Source organism: Mesorhizobium sp. WSM4846 (genome assembly GCF_055811415.1).
The window spans coordinates 129,907-144,259 of record NZ_JBVVPZ010000007.1 but is presented as its reverse complement, the minus strand read 5'-3'; the positions used below and the strand labels follow the sequence as shown (position 1 = coordinate 144,259).

14 protein-coding genes are annotated in these 14,353 nt (G+C 61.9%); 6 read left to right on the top strand and 8 right to left on the bottom strand.

What is annotated here, in order from left to right; genetic code table 11:
- Positions 1-201: 201 nt before the first annotated feature.
- From dxs to AC0L15_RS09190, 6 genes are all read right to left on the bottom strand, one after another.
- Positions 202-2,142: a 1-deoxy-D-xylulose-5-phosphate synthase gene (gene dxs, locus AC0L15_RS09215; RefSeq protein ID WP_287245081.1), complete on the bottom strand. Its 1,941-nt coding sequence runs from the start codon at positions 2,140-2,142 to the stop codon at positions 202-204.
- Positions 2,143-2,248: 106 nt separating this feature from the next.
- Positions 2,249-3,169 (bottom strand): pirin family protein, encoded by a 921-nt coding sequence (locus AC0L15_RS09210; protein WP_287245084.1) that lies wholly within the window; start codon positions 3,167-3,169, stop codon positions 2,249-2,251.
- Positions 3,170-3,179: 10 nt separating this feature from the next.
- A complete protein-coding gene (locus tag AC0L15_RS09205; RefSeq protein WP_023799339.1) occupies positions 3,180-3,446 on the bottom strand; it encodes a DUF2277 domain-containing protein in 267 nt (88 codons plus the stop codon).
- A gap of 110 nt (positions 3,447-3,556) precedes the next feature.
- Positions 3,557-3,808, bottom strand: a complete 252-nt coding sequence (locus tag AC0L15_RS09200; RefSeq protein ID WP_023799340.1) for an exodeoxyribonuclease VII small subunit — start codon at positions 3,806-3,808, stop codon at positions 3,557-3,559.
- Positions 3,809-3,811: 3 nt separating this feature from the next.
- Positions 3,812-4,738 carry a histone deacetylase family protein gene (locus tag AC0L15_RS09195; RefSeq protein ID WP_128179928.1) on the bottom strand — a complete coding sequence of 309 codons (927 nt, stop codon included), beginning with the start codon at positions 4,736-4,738 and terminating at the stop codon, positions 3,812-3,814.
- A gap of 181 nt (positions 4,739-4,919) precedes the next feature.
- On the bottom strand, positions 4,920-5,564 hold the full coding sequence (locus AC0L15_RS09190; RefSeq protein WP_287245087.1) for a TetR/AcrR family transcriptional regulator: 645 nt from the start codon (positions 5,562-5,564) through the stop codon (positions 4,920-4,922).
- A 120-nt stretch (positions 5,565-5,684) separates the two neighbouring features.
- On the opposite strand from AC0L15_RS09190, the gene AC0L15_RS09185 reads away from it, so the two are divergent.
- Positions 5,685-6,908: an MFS transporter gene (locus AC0L15_RS09185; RefSeq protein WP_287245089.1), complete on the top strand. Its 1,224-nt coding sequence runs from the start codon at positions 5,685-5,687 to the stop codon at positions 6,906-6,908.
- A 60-nt stretch (positions 6,909-6,968) separates the two neighbouring features.
- Here AC0L15_RS09185 and ribB read toward each other — a convergent pair whose 3' ends face one another.
- On the bottom strand, positions 6,969-8,069 hold the full coding sequence (gene ribB / locus AC0L15_RS09180) for a 3,4-dihydroxy-2-butanone-4-phosphate synthase (RefSeq protein ID WP_287245093.1): 1,101 nt from the start codon (positions 8,067-8,069) through the stop codon (positions 6,969-6,971).
- A gap of 114 nt (positions 8,070-8,183) precedes the next feature.
- Positions 8,184-9,308, bottom strand: coding sequence for a chorismate synthase (gene aroC, locus AC0L15_RS09175; protein WP_287245094.1), 1,125 nt, complete (start codon positions 9,306-9,308; stop codon positions 8,184-8,186).
- A 291-nt stretch (positions 9,309-9,599) separates the two neighbouring features.
- On the opposite strand from aroC, the gene AC0L15_RS09170 reads away from it, so the two are divergent.
- The 5 genes from AC0L15_RS09170 to AC0L15_RS09150 all read left to right on the top strand — a co-directional run bounded on the left by AC0L15_RS09170 (position 9,600) and on the right by AC0L15_RS09150 (position 14,319).
- On the top strand, positions 9,600-9,863 hold the full coding sequence (locus AC0L15_RS09170; protein ID WP_031254973.1) for a DUF1344 domain-containing protein: 264 nt from the start codon (positions 9,600-9,602) through the stop codon (positions 9,861-9,863).
- A 410-nt stretch (positions 9,864-10,273) separates the two neighbouring features.
- Positions 10,274-12,016, top strand: a complete 1,743-nt coding sequence (locus AC0L15_RS09165; protein ID WP_287245095.1) for a sensor histidine kinase — start codon at positions 10,274-10,276, stop codon at positions 12,014-12,016.
- An 88-nt stretch (positions 12,017-12,104) separates the two neighbouring features.
- Positions 12,105-12,779, top strand: a complete 675-nt coding sequence (locus AC0L15_RS09160; RefSeq protein WP_287245097.1) for a response regulator transcription factor — start codon at positions 12,105-12,107, stop codon at positions 12,777-12,779.
- A gap of 144 nt (positions 12,780-12,923) precedes the next feature.
- Positions 12,924-13,559, top strand: coding sequence for an RNA polymerase sigma factor (locus tag AC0L15_RS09155; protein WP_473496270.1), 636 nt, complete (start codon positions 12,924-12,926; stop codon positions 13,557-13,559).
- On the top strand, positions 13,537-14,319 hold the full coding sequence (locus AC0L15_RS09150) for an anti-sigma factor family protein (protein WP_128245611.1): 783 nt from the start codon (positions 13,537-13,539) through the stop codon (positions 14,317-14,319). Before AC0L15_RS09155 ends, AC0L15_RS09150 begins: the two co-directional genes overlap by 23 nt.
- The last annotated feature ends 34 nt before the right edge of the window (positions 14,320-14,353 follow it).

The window sequence follows — 14,353 nt, the reverse complement described above, 5'->3', positions numbered from 1 at the left end:
CTGAGAACGCCGAACATTGATGCGGCGGCACGAGCTTTCGACAAGCGATGAAAGTTATTGCGGCACGCTCCGCATCGACGTGGAAAAGTCCGCCGCTCCATCATATTCGTAGCCACACCGTAGCCGAATGCCAAATGACAACGCAAACAGTCAGTTACGACCGCCGGTGGGCAAACTAATGCAAGCCGTTGAGATCTTGATTCAGGCGCTTTGCGCGCTGGCGGTGTGTCCCAGCGCCACGAAGACGGTGCGCACGATACCGGCGGCATCAAGGCCGGCGTCGGCATACATCTTTTCGGGCTTGGCGTGATCGACAAAAGTGTCGGGCAACACAAGCGGGCGTACCTTCAGGCCGTTTTCCAGCAGCCCTTCATGGGCCAGGAATTGCAGCACGTGGCTGGCGAAGCCGCCGACCGCGCCCTCTTCCACTGTCACCAACACCTCGTGCGAACGGGCTAGGCGCCGGATCAGGTCCTCGTCGAGCGGCTTGGCGAAACGAGCATCGGCGACCGTGGTGGAAAGCCCCGCCGCGCCGAGTTCCTCGGCCGCAGCCAGGCAATCCTGCAGCCGCGTGCCGAAGGAAAGCAGCGCAACCTTGGTACCCTCCCTGACGACACGGCCCTTGCCGATTTCGAGAACCGAGCCACGCTCCGGCAGGTCGACGCCGACGCCGTTGCCGCGCGGGTAGCGGAAGGCGATGGGGCCGTCATCGTAGCTTGCCGCCGTGCGCACCATGTGTCGCAGTTCCGCCTCATCTGCCGCGGCCATGACGACGAAACCGGGCAGCGTCGCCAAAAAGGTCGTGTCGAAGGCGCCGCAATGGGTCGCCCCGTCGGCCCCGACGAAGCCGGCGCGATCGATCGGGAAGCGCACCGGCAGTTTCTGGATCGCCACGTCGTGGACGACCTGGTCGTAGGCACGCTGCAGGAAGGTCGAATAGATCGCCGCGAAAGGCTTGAAGCCTTCGGTGGCAAGGCCGGCGGCAAAAGTCACCGCGTGCTGCTCGGCGATACCGACATCGAAGGTCCTCGACGGGAACGCCTCGCCGAAGAGGTCGAGGCCGGTGCCGTTCGGCATGGCGGCGGTGATGGCGACGATGCGATCATCTTCGCGGCCTTCCTGGATCAGGCTGTCGGCAAAGACTTTCGTGTAGCTCGGCGCGTTGGCCGGCGCCTTGGCCTGCGCGCCGGTGATGACGTCGAATTTGTTGACGCCATGATATTTGTCGGCGGCCGCCTCGGCCGGTCCATAGCCCTTGCCCTTCTGGGTCACGACGTGGATCAGCACCGGACCGTCGGCATTGTCGCGGACGTTCTTCAGCACCGGGATCAGGTGCTCGAGATTGTGACCGTCGATCGGGCCGATGTGATAAAAACCCATTTCCTCGAACAGCGTGCCGCCGGTGACGTAACCGCGCGCATGCTCGACCGCCCGCTTGATGGCGCGATCGGCGCGCTCGCCGAGATAGGAGGTCAGCTTCTTTCCGAAATCGCGCAAGCCCAGATAGGCCTTGCCCGACGCCAGGCGGGCCAGATAGGCGCTCATCGCCCCGGTCGGCGGAGCGATCGACATGTCGTTGTCGTTGAGGATGACGATCAGCCGGGCATCGAGCGCGCCGGCATTGTTCATCGCCTCATAGGCCATGCCGGCCGACATGGCGCCGTCGCCGATAACGGCAATGACATTGTTGCGGCCCCCGGAGAGATCGCGTGCCATTGCCATGCCGAGGCCGGCGGAAATCGAGGTCGAGGAGTGGGCGGCGCCGAACGGATCGTATTCGCTCTCGGCGCGCTGGGTGAAACCGGACAGGCCGCCCTCTTGCCGCAGCGTGCGGATACGGTCGCGGCGGCCGGTCAGGATCTTGTGCGGATAGGCCTGGTGACCGACATCCCAGATCAGCCGGTCGTCTGGCGTGTTGAAGACATAGTGCAATGCCACCGTCAGTTCGACCACGCCAAGGCCGGCACCGAGATGTCCGCCGGTATGCGACACGGCATCGATCAACTCGGTGCGAAGCTCCGATGCCAATTGCGGCAGATGACGTTCGTCAAGCGTCCTGAGGTCGGCCGGGATGCGGACCTTGTCGAGAAGTGGCGTATGGAGCTTTGCGTTCACTGGTGCTGGGGCCTGCTTTTTATTCATCTGCGAAATAGGCTGCTGGCCGGCGAATGTAAATGCGTGCGAGTGACGCGGCATAGCTTCAAACTGTTAGGGTTTCGTTTACGCGTCAAAAAGGACGCGCGGCGCTCTAGTTGTCCGGCAGCGGAATGAACTCTTCTTCATCCCCCGGAACGATATCGAAACGGCCTGTCTTCCATTCTTCTTTCGCCTGTTCGATGCGTTCCTTCGACGATGACACGAAATTCCACCAGATGTAGCGCTTGGAGCCGAGCGAGGCGCCGCCGAACAGCATGAAATGCGCTCCACCCTCCGACGACATGACGATCTCGTCGCCGGGCCGGAACACCAGCAGCCGCTCTGCCGGGAAGCGGTCACCGGAGATCGAAACCTCGCCTTCCAACGTATAGATGGCGCGCTCCTCGGCATCGGCAGGGATTTTCACGCTGGCGCCGGGCGCCAGGCTGAGGTCTGCATAGAGCGTGTCCGAAACGGTCACGACCGGTGACCGCAGCCCGGAAAACGCGCCAATGACAACGCGTCCGCTGACGCCTTCAGCGTCGATCTCGGGCAGACGCATGGCCGCCGTATTCTCGAAGATCGGGTCGACCTCCTCTTTATCGTCCGGCAGCGCCAGCCATGTCTGCAGGCCGGAAACCGACATCGGCGCACCGCGCAGTTCCTGCGGCGTACGCTCGGAATGAACGATGCCGCGACCGGCGGTCATCAAATTCACGTCGCCGGGCTGGATGACCATTTCGGTGCCGAGCGAATCGCGATGCCTGATCTTGCCGTCGAACAGGTAAGTGACCGTCGACAGGCCGATATGGGGATGCGGGCGGACATCGAGCGCCTGGCCGGCCCGCAAAATCGCCGGTCCCATGCGATCGAAGAAGATAAAGGGACCGACCAGCCGACGCCTGGCGGTCGGCAAGGCACGGCGAACCTGAAAGCCGCCAATGTCCTTGGCGTTCGGAATAACCATCAGTTCGATCTGGTCGCTGGCGAAGGCGTCACCGGGCAGAGGGTCGTTTCCGGGGAAGAAGCTCATGCGGTCTTCCTCAGGCGAAGCGGAGTGCAGACCTGGCTTTCGCCTTGGCCGCCACCTCGTCGCGATTGCGCGGATGCTGTGTCGTCTCGAGGCTGTCCAGCAATTCGCGCGCAGACGCGGCTATGGCCTCGACGGCGTGGTCGAACGCATGCTGGTTCTGTTTCGACGGCCGTGTCGTTCCGCTCAGCTTGCGGACAAACTGAAGTGCGGCATCGCGGACCTCGTCATCGGTTGCCGGCGGATCGAAATTGAACAGGGTCTTGATGTTTCTGCACATCGTTCGCAGTCTCCTCTCGTCCTGGAGCCATTTCAAGCGGGATGAGTATTATCCTCAATCATGATCATGTCGAAAAGCCGCACGGCGAAATTGTCGTTGGAGACCGTGCCTTACTCCGCATCCAGCGGCTCGGTCCCCACCGGCTTGCCGTCGCGCGAAAGCCTGATCTTCTCGACCTTGTCCTCGGCCGCCTTGAGCAGCCGGTCGCAATGGAGTTTTAGCGCCTCGCCGCGCTCATAGATGCGAATCGACTGGTCGAGCGGCACGTCGCCGCGCTCCAGATCGTCGACGATTTTCTCCAGCGCGTCGAGCGCCTGCTCGAAGCTCATCGCTTTGACGTCTTCGTTGCTCTCACCAGCCATCGTCTATCCTTTCATCAGTCGCCCGACATGGGCGGCGACCGAAAATGCCAATCCCTGCAGATCGTAGCCGCCCTCGAGCAGGCTGACGAGCCGGTTGTCGCTGTGGCGACCGGCGCGCTGCATCAACTGGCCGGTTGCCCAGTCGAAATCGTCCTCGGTCAGGTTGATCTCGGCCAGCGGATCGCGGTGGTGCGCGTCGAAGCCGGCGGAAATGATGATGAGGTCGGGCGCGAAATTGTCGAGCGCCGGCAAGATCCGCGACAGGAAAGCGTCGCGGAAAACCTCGCTGCCGGTCTGCGGCGCCAGCGGCGCGTTGACGATGTTGCCGGCGCCGGTTTCGCTCACCGCCCCGGTCCCTGGGTAAAGCGGCATCTGGTGCGTCGAGCAATAGAGCACCGACGGATCGTCCCAGAAAATATCCTGCGTGCCATTGCCGTGGTGGACGTCCCAGTCGACGATGGCAACGCGCTCGGCCTGGTGCTGCCTTTGCGCGTAGCGCGCCGCGATCGCCGCGGTGTTGAACAGGCAAAAGCCCATGGACGTGGTCTTTTCGGCGTGGTGGCCGGGCGGCCGGGCGGCGACAAAGACATTGGCCACGTCGCCCCGAAAGACATCGTCGACGGCGGCGTTGGCAGCGCCGATCGCCGTGACGGCCGCCTGCCAGCTTTTCGGGCTGGCGGTGGTGTCGGCGTCGACACGAGCGATACCGGTGTCCGGCATCAAAGCGCGGACCCGTTCGACGAATTCCTGCGGGTGTGCGTAGAGGATGGTGGCCTCGTCGCCTTCCGGCGCCTCGGCACGATCAAGGGCCGCAAAGGCCTCGTCGTCGAGCACGCGCTCGATGGCGCGCAGGCGGTCCGGCCGCTCCGGATGACCGGGCGGCGTTATATGCTCGAGGAAGATCGGGTGGGTATAAAGCCTTGTGACCATGCCCCCGATATAGGCGCGCCCAGCGGCTTTGACCATGTTTTGCAACCGCCAAAGGCAGACGTTCAACAGGGTTTAATCGTTTGGTTCTGGTTGGGTCCGGCGCGAGCTGCCCGAATCTTGAGGCGCGCTTCGCCCGTCCCATTCGAGGTCGCGCCTTGCCTTTGGTGGTCTTGATACAGGCTCAGGCCGGCGATTTGTCCACCTCAGCCGGTGCTTGTGGACGGCCAATCCTGCGGCCTTGCCTGAGCAGTCCCTCCAAAAGCACGTTGAACGCCTTCACCGCCTTTTTCGACGTCGCTTCTGGATTTTCCGAATTTGCGATCCACTGCGCGGCATGTAGCGAGGCGCCGCTGACCAGCCTTGCTGCGGCTTCGGGATCAACGGCAACGATGGTTCCCTCGTCCCTCAGCTTTTGAAGGTTCTCGCTCATCGAGCGGATGCATTCGTTCTGGCTCGGCCATTGCGAAGGATCGCCGAGCACCGCCGGTCCGTCGCGAAGGACAATACGCTGGATCTCCGGCTCCAGCGCCATCTCGATATAGGCGGTGCATTCGTCGACAAAGCCCTGCCAGAGAGTGTCCGCCCTGACTGAGACGATCTTCAACCGGGCCAACATCTCCGCGTCGATCTCGGCGATAACCGCCTGGAGAAGGCCCTTCTTGTCGCCGAAGTGATGATAAAGCGCGCCGCGCGTCAGCCCGGCCGATGCGGTGAAGTCGTCCATCGAGGCCTCGGCATACCCAACAGTGCCAAAGGCATGGCGCGCCGCGGCGACCAGTTTGGCGCGGGTTTCGGCGATCATCTCCTTGCGTGGTTTGTGCCCCATTCGCCCATTCCTTCACATACGTCTCGTATATCAATTGACATACGCGTCGTATGTCATTATTTGATTTGCATACGCCACGTATATAAGTGGATCGGCCTTAGAAATCCAGGAGTGTTCCTCATGCCCAATCCCTATCGCGAAATATTCAAGGCAAGGGGAGCCAAGGGCTTCGCTGCAGCCGGCTTCGTCGCCCGGATGCCGATGGCCATGGCTCCGATCGGAATCGTCGCGATGCTATCGCAGACGCATGGCGAGTACTGGCTGGCCGGCGCCGTCTCCGCGACATATGCGCTGGCCAATGCTTTTGTCGCGCCGCAGATATCCCGGCTGGTGGACCGCCTCGGCCAGGCGCGGATTGTGACGCCCACCACCGTTATTTCCGTGCTCGCCTTCGTAGTGCTGATTACGGCGGCCAATCAGGACTTGCCGATATGGACACTGTTCGTGTCAGCGCTGCTGGCCGCTGCAATGCCCAGCATCCCAGCGATGGTGCGCGCGCGCTGGACAGAGCTCTTCCGGGATCGCCCCGAGATGAACACGGCGTTCGCCTTCGAATCGGCGGCGGACGAGCTGGTCTACATCGCCGGGGCTTCGCTGTCGGTTGGCCTGAGCGTCGCGCTTTTCCCGGAAGCGGGAATGCTGGCGAGCACATTGTTCCTCGCCTTCGGCTCGACAGCCCTCATCCTGCAGCGCTCGACCGAGCCGCGCGTGCGATCGGTCGACCAGGGTTCGCGCGGATCGGCAATCTGCCTGCGGCCGGTCCAAATCATCACCTTGGCCCTGATCTTCATCGGCGCGACCTTCGCAACCACGGAGGTGAGCACCGTGGCGATCACCAAGGAGCTCGGCCAGCCGGGCGCCGCCAGCCTCGTCATCGGCGTCTATGCCCTCGGATCGTTCGTCGTCGGCATCGTCCTCGGCGCTCTGAACTTGAAAACACCGCTGCAAATTCAGCTTGCCATCGCGATCGCCATCATCGCGCTCACCACGCTGCCGTTGCTTGTCGCAGACACGGTGCCGCTTCTGGCGCTGGCTGTCTTCGTTAGCGGTGTGGCGATCTCGCCGACCTTCATCACGGCATTCGGCCTGATCGAGCGGCGCGTGCCGGAGGCGATGCTGACCGAGGGCGTGACCTGGGTCATGACCGGCATTGGCATCGGCATGGCGCTCGGCTCCTTCGCCGCCGGTTGGGTGGTGGACGCCTTCGGTGCACAGAGCGGCTTCCTGGTGTCGGTGGCGGCGGGCACTGTCGCGCTGGTCACCGTGCTCGCCGGCCAGCGCAGCCTTGCCACGGGCGATAGTGACATCTCCGCGCGCGACACAGCCGCGGTTCCTGCCGAATAGACTCCATGCGTCCGGTGCCAAGCGGGACCGGACGCATGCCGGCGATCCGCTAAACCAGTCCTAGAGAATCTCGGTCTTGGCGATGTGGATGCCGAAACCTTCAAGGCCGACATAGTGGCGTTCGCGCGAGGCGATCAGGTTGATCGAGGAAATGCCCAGATCCTTCAAGATTTGCGCGCCCAGGCCGATCTCGCGCCATTCGCTTTCGCGGCGGCGCGCCTCTTCATGGCCCTCGCGGTCGCCGGCAGCCGGCCGGTTGCGCTCCTGATGGGCGACGCCGACGGAACCTTCGCGCAGATAGACGATGACGCCGCGCCGGCGCTCGCCCATCGATTTCATGATGCCGTCCAGCCTGTGGCCGGTGCCGAAAACGTCCGTCACAACATCCTCGGAATGCAGTCGCACCGGCACCTCCTCGCCGTCGCGGATGTCGCCGAAGACGATCGCCACATGGTGCATCGAGTCCCAGGGCAGCGTGTAGGTGAAGACCTGCGCCTTGCCGCCGGGCGTATCGATCTCCGAACAGGCGACGCGCTCGACCAGCGTTTCCTTACGCTGGCGATAGGCGATGAGGTCGGCGACCGAAATCTGCTTCAAACCGTTCGTTTCGGCGAAGGCCTGCACCTGCGGGCCGCGCATCACAGTGCCGTCATCATTGACCAGCTCGGAAATGACACCGACCGGCGGCAGGCCGGCAAGCTTGCACAGGTCGACGGCGGCTTCGGTATGGCCCGAACGCATCAGCACACCGCCTTCGCGCGCAATCAGCGGAAAGATGTGGCCGGGGCGGACGAAATCGGAGGCGCCGACATTGCCGTTGGCAAGATTGCGCACGGTCAATGTGCGGTCGTCGGCCGAAATGCCGGTCGTGGTGCCGTGCTTGAAATCGACGCTGACGGTGAAGGCGGTGGTGTGGGCCGAGTCGTTGTCGGCGACCATCGGCGACAGGTTGAGGCGCTTGGCCTCCTCGCGCGGCATCGGCGTGCAGACGATACCAGAGGTATTGCGGACGATGAACGCCATCTTTTCCGGCGTGCAATGGACGGCGGCGACGATCAGGTCGCCCTCGTTCTCGCGCCCGTCATCGTCCATGACGACGACAATCTCGCCGCGTTCGAAGGCGCGCAGGGCTTCGACGATCTTCTTCTGGTCGTAAGGCATGGACGCTCGCTTCGCTCTCGCAGGGAATAGGGCAGTAAGGCAGTAGGGCAGTAAGGCAGTAAGGGATTAGGGAAAAGGAAAAAATTGGCTGCTTCGGCGGGATAACATACTGCCCTACTGCCCTACTGCCCTACTGCCCTCTCCTCTCCCTGTCTGTCCCCGATGACGCAGATAGTGATCGGCGATCGCGCAGGCAACCATCGCCTCGCCGATCGGCACGGCGCGGATGCCGACGCACGGATCGTGCCGGCCCTTGGTCATGATCTCGACGTCGTTGCCGTCCTTGTCGATCGACTTTCGCGGGGTCAGGATCGACGAGGTCGGCTTGACGGCGAAGCGTGCGACGATCGCCTGGCCGGTGGAGATGCCGCCGAGGATGCCGCCGGCATTGTTGGACAGGAAGACCGGCTTGCCGTCATTGCCGATACGCATCTCGTCGGCATTTTCTTCGCCGGTGATGCGGGCGGCCTCGAAGCCGTTGCCGATCTCGACACCCTTGACGGCATTGATCGACATCAGGCCCGAGGCAATGTCCTGGTCGAGCTTGGCGTAGATCGGTGCGCCCAGGCCTGCCGGAACGCCGTCGGCGACGATCTCGATTACCGCGCCGACCGAGGAACCCGCCTTGCGGATGCCGTCAAGATACGCGGTGAAGACGGCGACCGATGCCGGATCGGGCGTGAAGAATGGATTTTCGGCGTCGCCAACGAAATTCCAGTTCCAGTTGGCGCGGTCGATCGATTTTTCCCCCATCGAGACCAGTGCGCCGCGCACGATCATGCCGGGCACGACCTTGCGGGCCAAGGCTCCGGCCGCCACCCGCGCCGCTGTCTCGCGGGCCGAAGAACGGCCACCACCGCGATAGTCGCGCAGGCCGTATTTGGTGTCGTAGGTATAATCGGCATGACCCGGCCGGTACTGGCGGGCGATCTCGCCATAGTCCTTGGAGCGCTGGTCGACGTTCTCGATCACCATCGACACCGGCGTGCCGGTGGTGATCATGGTCTCGCCGTCGTCATCCAGGATGAAGCCGGACAGGATCTTGACCTCGTCTGGTTCGCGACGCTGCGTCACAAAACGCGATTGACCCGGGCGCCGCTTGTCGAGTTCGGCCTGGACCTCGGCGCGCGTGAAGCGGAGGCCGGGCGGACAGCCGTCGACGACGCAGCCGAGCGCTGGGCCATGGCTTTCGCCCCAGGTGGTGACGCGGAAAAGATGGCCAAACGTATTGTGAGACATGAAAACCAGCCCTGCCGGCACCGAGCCGGCTTAGCGCATGACCCCGAAAATCGGAGCGATTTTCGGGAAGGATCATGCGCAAAATCAAAAGTGCCACAGCGTCGTTTCTGCGTCAGGACGCGCGGCGCCGTAGCTGCGTTCTATTGGCGTTTTCCGCAGCGGTCAAACTGTGATCTGGCGGATTTAGTTTTGACACATTCGGTTGGTTTCTGCTTCCCTCGACCCGTCTGTTGAACACCGTCTGTTGAACACCCGCCGCCACTGTGCCGGCGCAATGATAAGAGGACGATGATGCGTATCCCGATCGGCGCCGTTGCCGCCATGTTGCTGATTTCCACCGCCGCCTTTGCCGGCCAGACCGAAGGCCTGATCAAAGAGATCGACAAGGAGACGTTGACGCTGACACTCGACGACGGCAAATCCTACAAGCTGAACGCCGAAACCGATCTCGAAGCGCTGAAACCCGGCATGGACATCGTGATCGCCTACGACGAGACAAACGGCGAGAACATCATCACCGACATGCAATTGCCGGATAGCGATTCAACCGAATAGACTCATTCAGTCTGGGCGGTGCTGGCTATTCTCGCGAGCAACGCGACCAGTTCCGGCTGCGATGGGTCTCGGTTTTGACGAAGACGGCTTTCAGGTGATTCCTGGCGGTTTCGTAAGTGACTCCAAAATCATCCGCGACGGTCTTCAACTCCGCGCCCGATGAAACCCGACAAGCCAGCTCGCCTCGGCTTGCGGCGTCCGGCTGAACTTAACCTCTCACGGGGTGAAGTCGCCAAATTCGGACGGCAGGACTGCATTCTCACCAATTTCTAACCTGAATCACTCGTATCCTTAACAGCGGGTCCTCTATGTTTGCTCTGTGCTGAAACGCGTCGCGGAATGTTGCGCCGATCCCCGCGAGCCATCCCGAACGGTGGCCTTCTCTGCCGCGAAGGGGGACGTGAGTATTCATGAATCCGATCGGTTCGGGTTCTCAACGCCGATGGACACCGATGGGCATCAGGTCTCGCATTCTTGTATTTCAGCTCATTGTCGTGGGGGCAGTCGTAATGATGGCGGCTATCGTCTACATCACCATTCGCTCGACAACCTACTACACGCAGCGCGTGCAATGGGCCAACAACCAACTCGAAGCCGTCACCGCACTTACGGTGAACGCCAACCGATATTCCGAGCAGATCGCCGAGTTCCTGTTAATTGGCGAACCGGAGCGTCCCGACTACGAGAGCGCCCGCGCCGAGCTTGAGGCAGGCTTCGAAAAGCTCGCGGAACTGACCAGGGGAGAAGCCGAGTTTCTCGGGGGCAGCAGCGAACAGGAGGACGGCGGTGACGAGATCTTCCGCGTCACGCGGATGCGCACGCTCTACGGAGAAATCGCCAAAGCCACCTCTGACGCAATCAATCTTCGCAACCAGGGGCGCCAGGAGGACGCGGTCAGCGTTTTTCGCCGGGACATCGAGAATCGTTTCGATGCTGAGTTCGAAAACATCCTGGAAGCCGCGCGGCGCGACGAAGAGGAAGAGGTCGTGCGAACCGAGCTGCAGGCAGAAGCACTGTGGCGACGCCTGACCTGGATGACGGCCGCGCTTGCGTTGGCTGCTGTGGTTCTCTGCTTTGTTGCTGCTTTCCTTCTCGCCCGATCATTGATGCGCCCGATCAGCCTTCTGACCGAAGGCACAGAGGCGATCAGTCGTGGTGATCTCGACCACCGGATCGCCTTTGATCGCCGCGACGAACTTGGTGCGCTCGCCAGGCGGTTCAACGAAATGGCCACACACCAGCAAGACCAGCGCGACCGGTTGCTCAACGCCAAAGCAGAACTCGAGCAGCAAGTTGCCGCACGGACCGCAGAGCTTGCCGCGGCGAACCAGCGGTTGACGGAGCTCGACCGGTTACGCGTCCAGTTCCTCGCCGACATCAGCCATGAACTGCGCACTCCACTGACGACGCTTCGCGGTGAAGCGGAAATTCCGCTGCGCCATGGCTCAAAGCCAGAGGCAGTCTACCGCGATGCGCTCGAACGGATTGTCACTCAGAGCCTGGAGATGGGACGCCTCGTCGACGACCTCGTTTTTCTGTCTCGTTCGGAAACCGATACAATACGCTTCGAGCCCCGCCGAACAGACCTCGTGAGCATCGTCGCCGATGCGGTCCACGAGGGCGAAATTCTGGGGCGCGCCAAGGGCATCTCGATCAAGGCGGCCTACAGCACCCGCCCGGTCTGGATCACTGCCGACGCGCAGCGGCTCAAACAGGCTCTCGTGATCATTCTGGACAATGCCATAAAATATTCTCCGCGCGATCGCTCGGTGAACTTGAGCATGACCGTTATGGACGGGCATGCAGAGATTGCGATATGCGACAAGGGTTTGGGCATTCCAGCCGAGGAAATACCCAAGGTGTTCGAGCGATTTTACCGTGGCCGAAGCCCAAGGGCATCGCGCCAACTCGGCAGTGGCCTCGGTCTGGCGATCGCGAAATGGCTCATCGAAAAGCATCGTGGCGAGATTGCGCTCACGAGCGAGGTCGGGTCTTTTACCGAGGTCGTGGTCCGCCTCCCACGCGCTGACGCAACCGCATCCGAGGATGAGAACGCGGCTGCCGCTGTAGTCGTTCTGAAAAAAAAAGCTGCGTGCGAAAACCGGCTCGGAATAAAGAACGACCTCCTTCGTTTCCTGGATTACGATAGTTGAGGCGGGAGCTTGGCGAATGATCGCGCCCACCGCGAGGCGGGGAATTCTCTGACCCCCCCGCAATACGACCAGGGAGAAGGTGGTGTAAATGTCAAGGATTCTGCTGGTTGAGGACGACGTTCGCATCGTCGGCTTCATCAAGCGAGGACTCGAAGCCGAGGGTTACGTTGTCGACGTGACCGACAGTGGCGGGGATGCGCTGGCGATGGTGCGGGAGACGCCATATGCGCTGATCGTTCTCGACCGTATGCTTCCAGGAATCGACGGCCTCGAAGTATGTCGCATGCTGCGGCGCGAGCAGCACCAGCATCTTGTCCTGATGCTCACGGCCAGAGACAGCCTGCAGGACAAGGTCGAAGGGCTGAAGGGGGGCGCCGACGACTACCTGACCAAACCTTTCGCCTTCGACGAACTGATCGCGCGCATGGAGGCGCTGCTTCGTCGCGGCTCCAGCACAGGCTCGGACCCGGTCCTCAGGGTTGGCGATCTGGCGCTTGATCCGGTCGGCAAGAAGGTCTGGCGCGGCGAACGCGAGATCAGCCTGACGGCCAAGGAATTCAGGCTTCTCGCGTATCTGATGTCGCACTCCGGCGCTGTGATCAGCAGAACCCGGCTGCTCAACAATGTTTGGGATCTGAGTTTCGACCCGGAAACGAAGGTGGTCGATGTCTACATCCGCTACCTTCGCAGCAAGATCGAAAGCGTGGACGAAAAGCCGCTCATAAAAACCGTGCGGGGCTTCGGCTACGTGATATCGGCTTGAAGCCAGCGGTCACCCACGTCTTCAGGAAATGGGCAGTTCTCTCACCAAGCTCTAACCTGATGCTTGCCATAGTCTAATCCTGGCCTTTCCGAAATCTAGCCGGACTCCCACGCTGGTTTAGCCGCCGTGGTCATATGCTGCCATATGAAGATACCGACCCACCCCGAATGCGTGCGGAGGCGGCTGACTTCGCCTGGTCCTCAAGAAACCGGAAACTTCGACGTGATTGAGACTGATCAATTCGGAAAGCAGCTTGTTGCCTTTCTTCCGAACCTGCGCCGTTTTGCGATTTCCCTTTGCCGTTCCCGCGATCTTGCCGACGATCTGGTGCAGGCGGCTTGCGAACGCGCGCTTGCCAACACCGAGCGCTTTGAACCTGGAACCCGTTTTGATGCGTGGTTGTTCCGGATCGTGCGAAATTTATGGATTGACCACATCAGAAGGCAGCGCACGGCCGGCCCGCAGGAGGACATCGAGCAACGGCAGGACCTTGTCGGCGCCTGTGGCGAGCGAGATGTCGAAGCACGCTTTACCCTGAATAGCGTTGCCCAGGCGATCACCGATCTGCCGGATCAGCGCGAAATCATTCTCCTGGTCTGCGTCGAGGACCTTTCCTACAGGGAGGCGGCCGGCGTACTCGACATACCGATCGGAACGGTGATGAGCCGGCTGGCGCGTGCCAGGAAAAATCTCGCCGAGGCAGTCGGAATAAATCCCGGCTTGCCACGTTCACCGGTCATGAAGGGCGAGAACAGAAATGATCAGACGCGAGTTTGCTGACGAAACGCTCATGGCCTTTGCAGACGGCGAACTTGACGACGCGACTGCCGCAGCCATCGAGAAAGCCATGCAGCCGGATATCGCCAGCCGGGTCGCCCTGTTCCTGGAAACCCGCATTCAGGTCAAAGAGGCACTGATGCCGGTTCTCGATGAACCCGTTCCCGACCGACTCAGCCAGTCGGTGCAGCGAATGATCGACGAGGCCGAGCGGCGCAGCGTTCCATCGCACGCTAGCGAGGGCGCGCGTGTCGTTGCCTTCAGGGCGAGGGACAATCAGGCGATGCGGCGCCCCCAGGCATCCTGGATCATGCCGCTGGCTGCTTCGCTGGTTGCAGTCGTTTTTGGGTTCGGCGGATATTTTTTTGGGTTTGCCAGCCAAAACCAGCCGCATGGACTTGAGGTGGCAGGGCAGGACAGCCCTCTTTCAGAGGCGCTCGGGCAGGTGGCGTCCGGCGAAGAAGCCGTGCTGGCAGGCTCCACCGACAGGATCCGTGCCGTAGCCACGTTTCGCGATGGAACCGGTTCCTTGTGCCGCGAATTCGAAATCGATTCTGCCAACCGCTCGACCGTCATATCCGTGGCGTGCCACTCGGATCATGGTTGGGCGGTGAATTTTGCCGTCGTTGCGCCCGCGCGCGATGGCGGATATGCACCGGCCTCGTCTTCGGAAGCGCTCGATTCCTATCTCGCGGCAACCGGAGCGCATGAGCCTCTGTCACGGGAAGACGAGGCAGCGGCATTGAGATCGTTGGGCCAGTAGAAGGGCAGGCCCGTGGGCATGCTTTTGGGCGACA

Excerpts from the sequence above, each read along its gene's own strand:
- AC0L15_RS09205 (WP_023799339.1), bottom strand. The coding sequence starts at position 3,446 with ATGTGCAGAAACATCAAGACCCTGTTCAATTTCGATCCGCCGGCAACC.
- dxs (WP_287245081.1), bottom strand. The coding sequence starts at position 2,142 with ATGAATAAAAAGCAGGCCCCAGCACCAGTGAACGCAAAGCTCCATACG.
- AC0L15_RS09185 (WP_287245089.1), top strand. The coding sequence starts at position 5,685 with ATGCCCAATCCCTATCGCGAAATATTCAAGGCAAGGGGAGCCAAGGGC.
- AC0L15_RS09200 (WP_023799340.1), bottom strand. The coding sequence starts at position 3,808 with ATGGCTGGTGAGAGCAACGAAGACGTCAAAGCGATGAGCTTCGAGCAG.
- AC0L15_RS09165 (WP_287245095.1), top strand. The coding sequence starts at position 10,274 with ATGAATCCGATCGGTTCGGGTTCTCAACGCCGATGGACACCGATGGGC.
- aroC (WP_287245094.1), bottom strand. The coding sequence starts at position 9,308 with ATGTCTCACAATACGTTTGGCCATCTTTTCCGCGTCACCACCTGGGGC.
- AC0L15_RS09150 (WP_128245611.1), top strand. The coding sequence starts at position 13,537 with ATGATCAGACGCGAGTTTGCTGACGAAACGCTCATGGCCTTTGCAGAC.
- AC0L15_RS09195 (WP_128179928.1), bottom strand. The coding sequence starts at position 4,738 with ATGGTCACAAGGCTTTATACCCACCCGATCTTCCTCGAGCATATAACG.
- AC0L15_RS09190 (WP_287245087.1), bottom strand. The coding sequence starts at position 5,564 with ATGGGGCACAAACCACGCAAGGAGATGATCGCCGAAACCCGCGCCAAA.
- AC0L15_RS09170 (WP_031254973.1), top strand. The coding sequence starts at position 9,600 with ATGCGTATCCCGATCGGCGCCGTTGCCGCCATGTTGCTGATTTCCACC.
- AC0L15_RS09155 (WP_473496270.1), top strand. The coding sequence starts at position 12,924 with ATGAAGATACCGACCCACCCCGAATGCGTGCGGAGGCGGCTGACTTCG.
- ribB (WP_287245093.1), bottom strand. The coding sequence starts at position 8,069 with ATGCCTTACGACCAGAAGAAGATCGTCGAAGCCCTGCGCGCCTTCGAA.
- AC0L15_RS09160 (WP_287245097.1), top strand. The coding sequence starts at position 12,105 with ATGTCAAGGATTCTGCTGGTTGAGGACGACGTTCGCATCGTCGGCTTC.
- AC0L15_RS09210 (WP_287245084.1), bottom strand. The coding sequence starts at position 3,169 with ATGAGCTTCTTCCCCGGAAACGACCCTCTGCCCGGTGACGCCTTCGCC.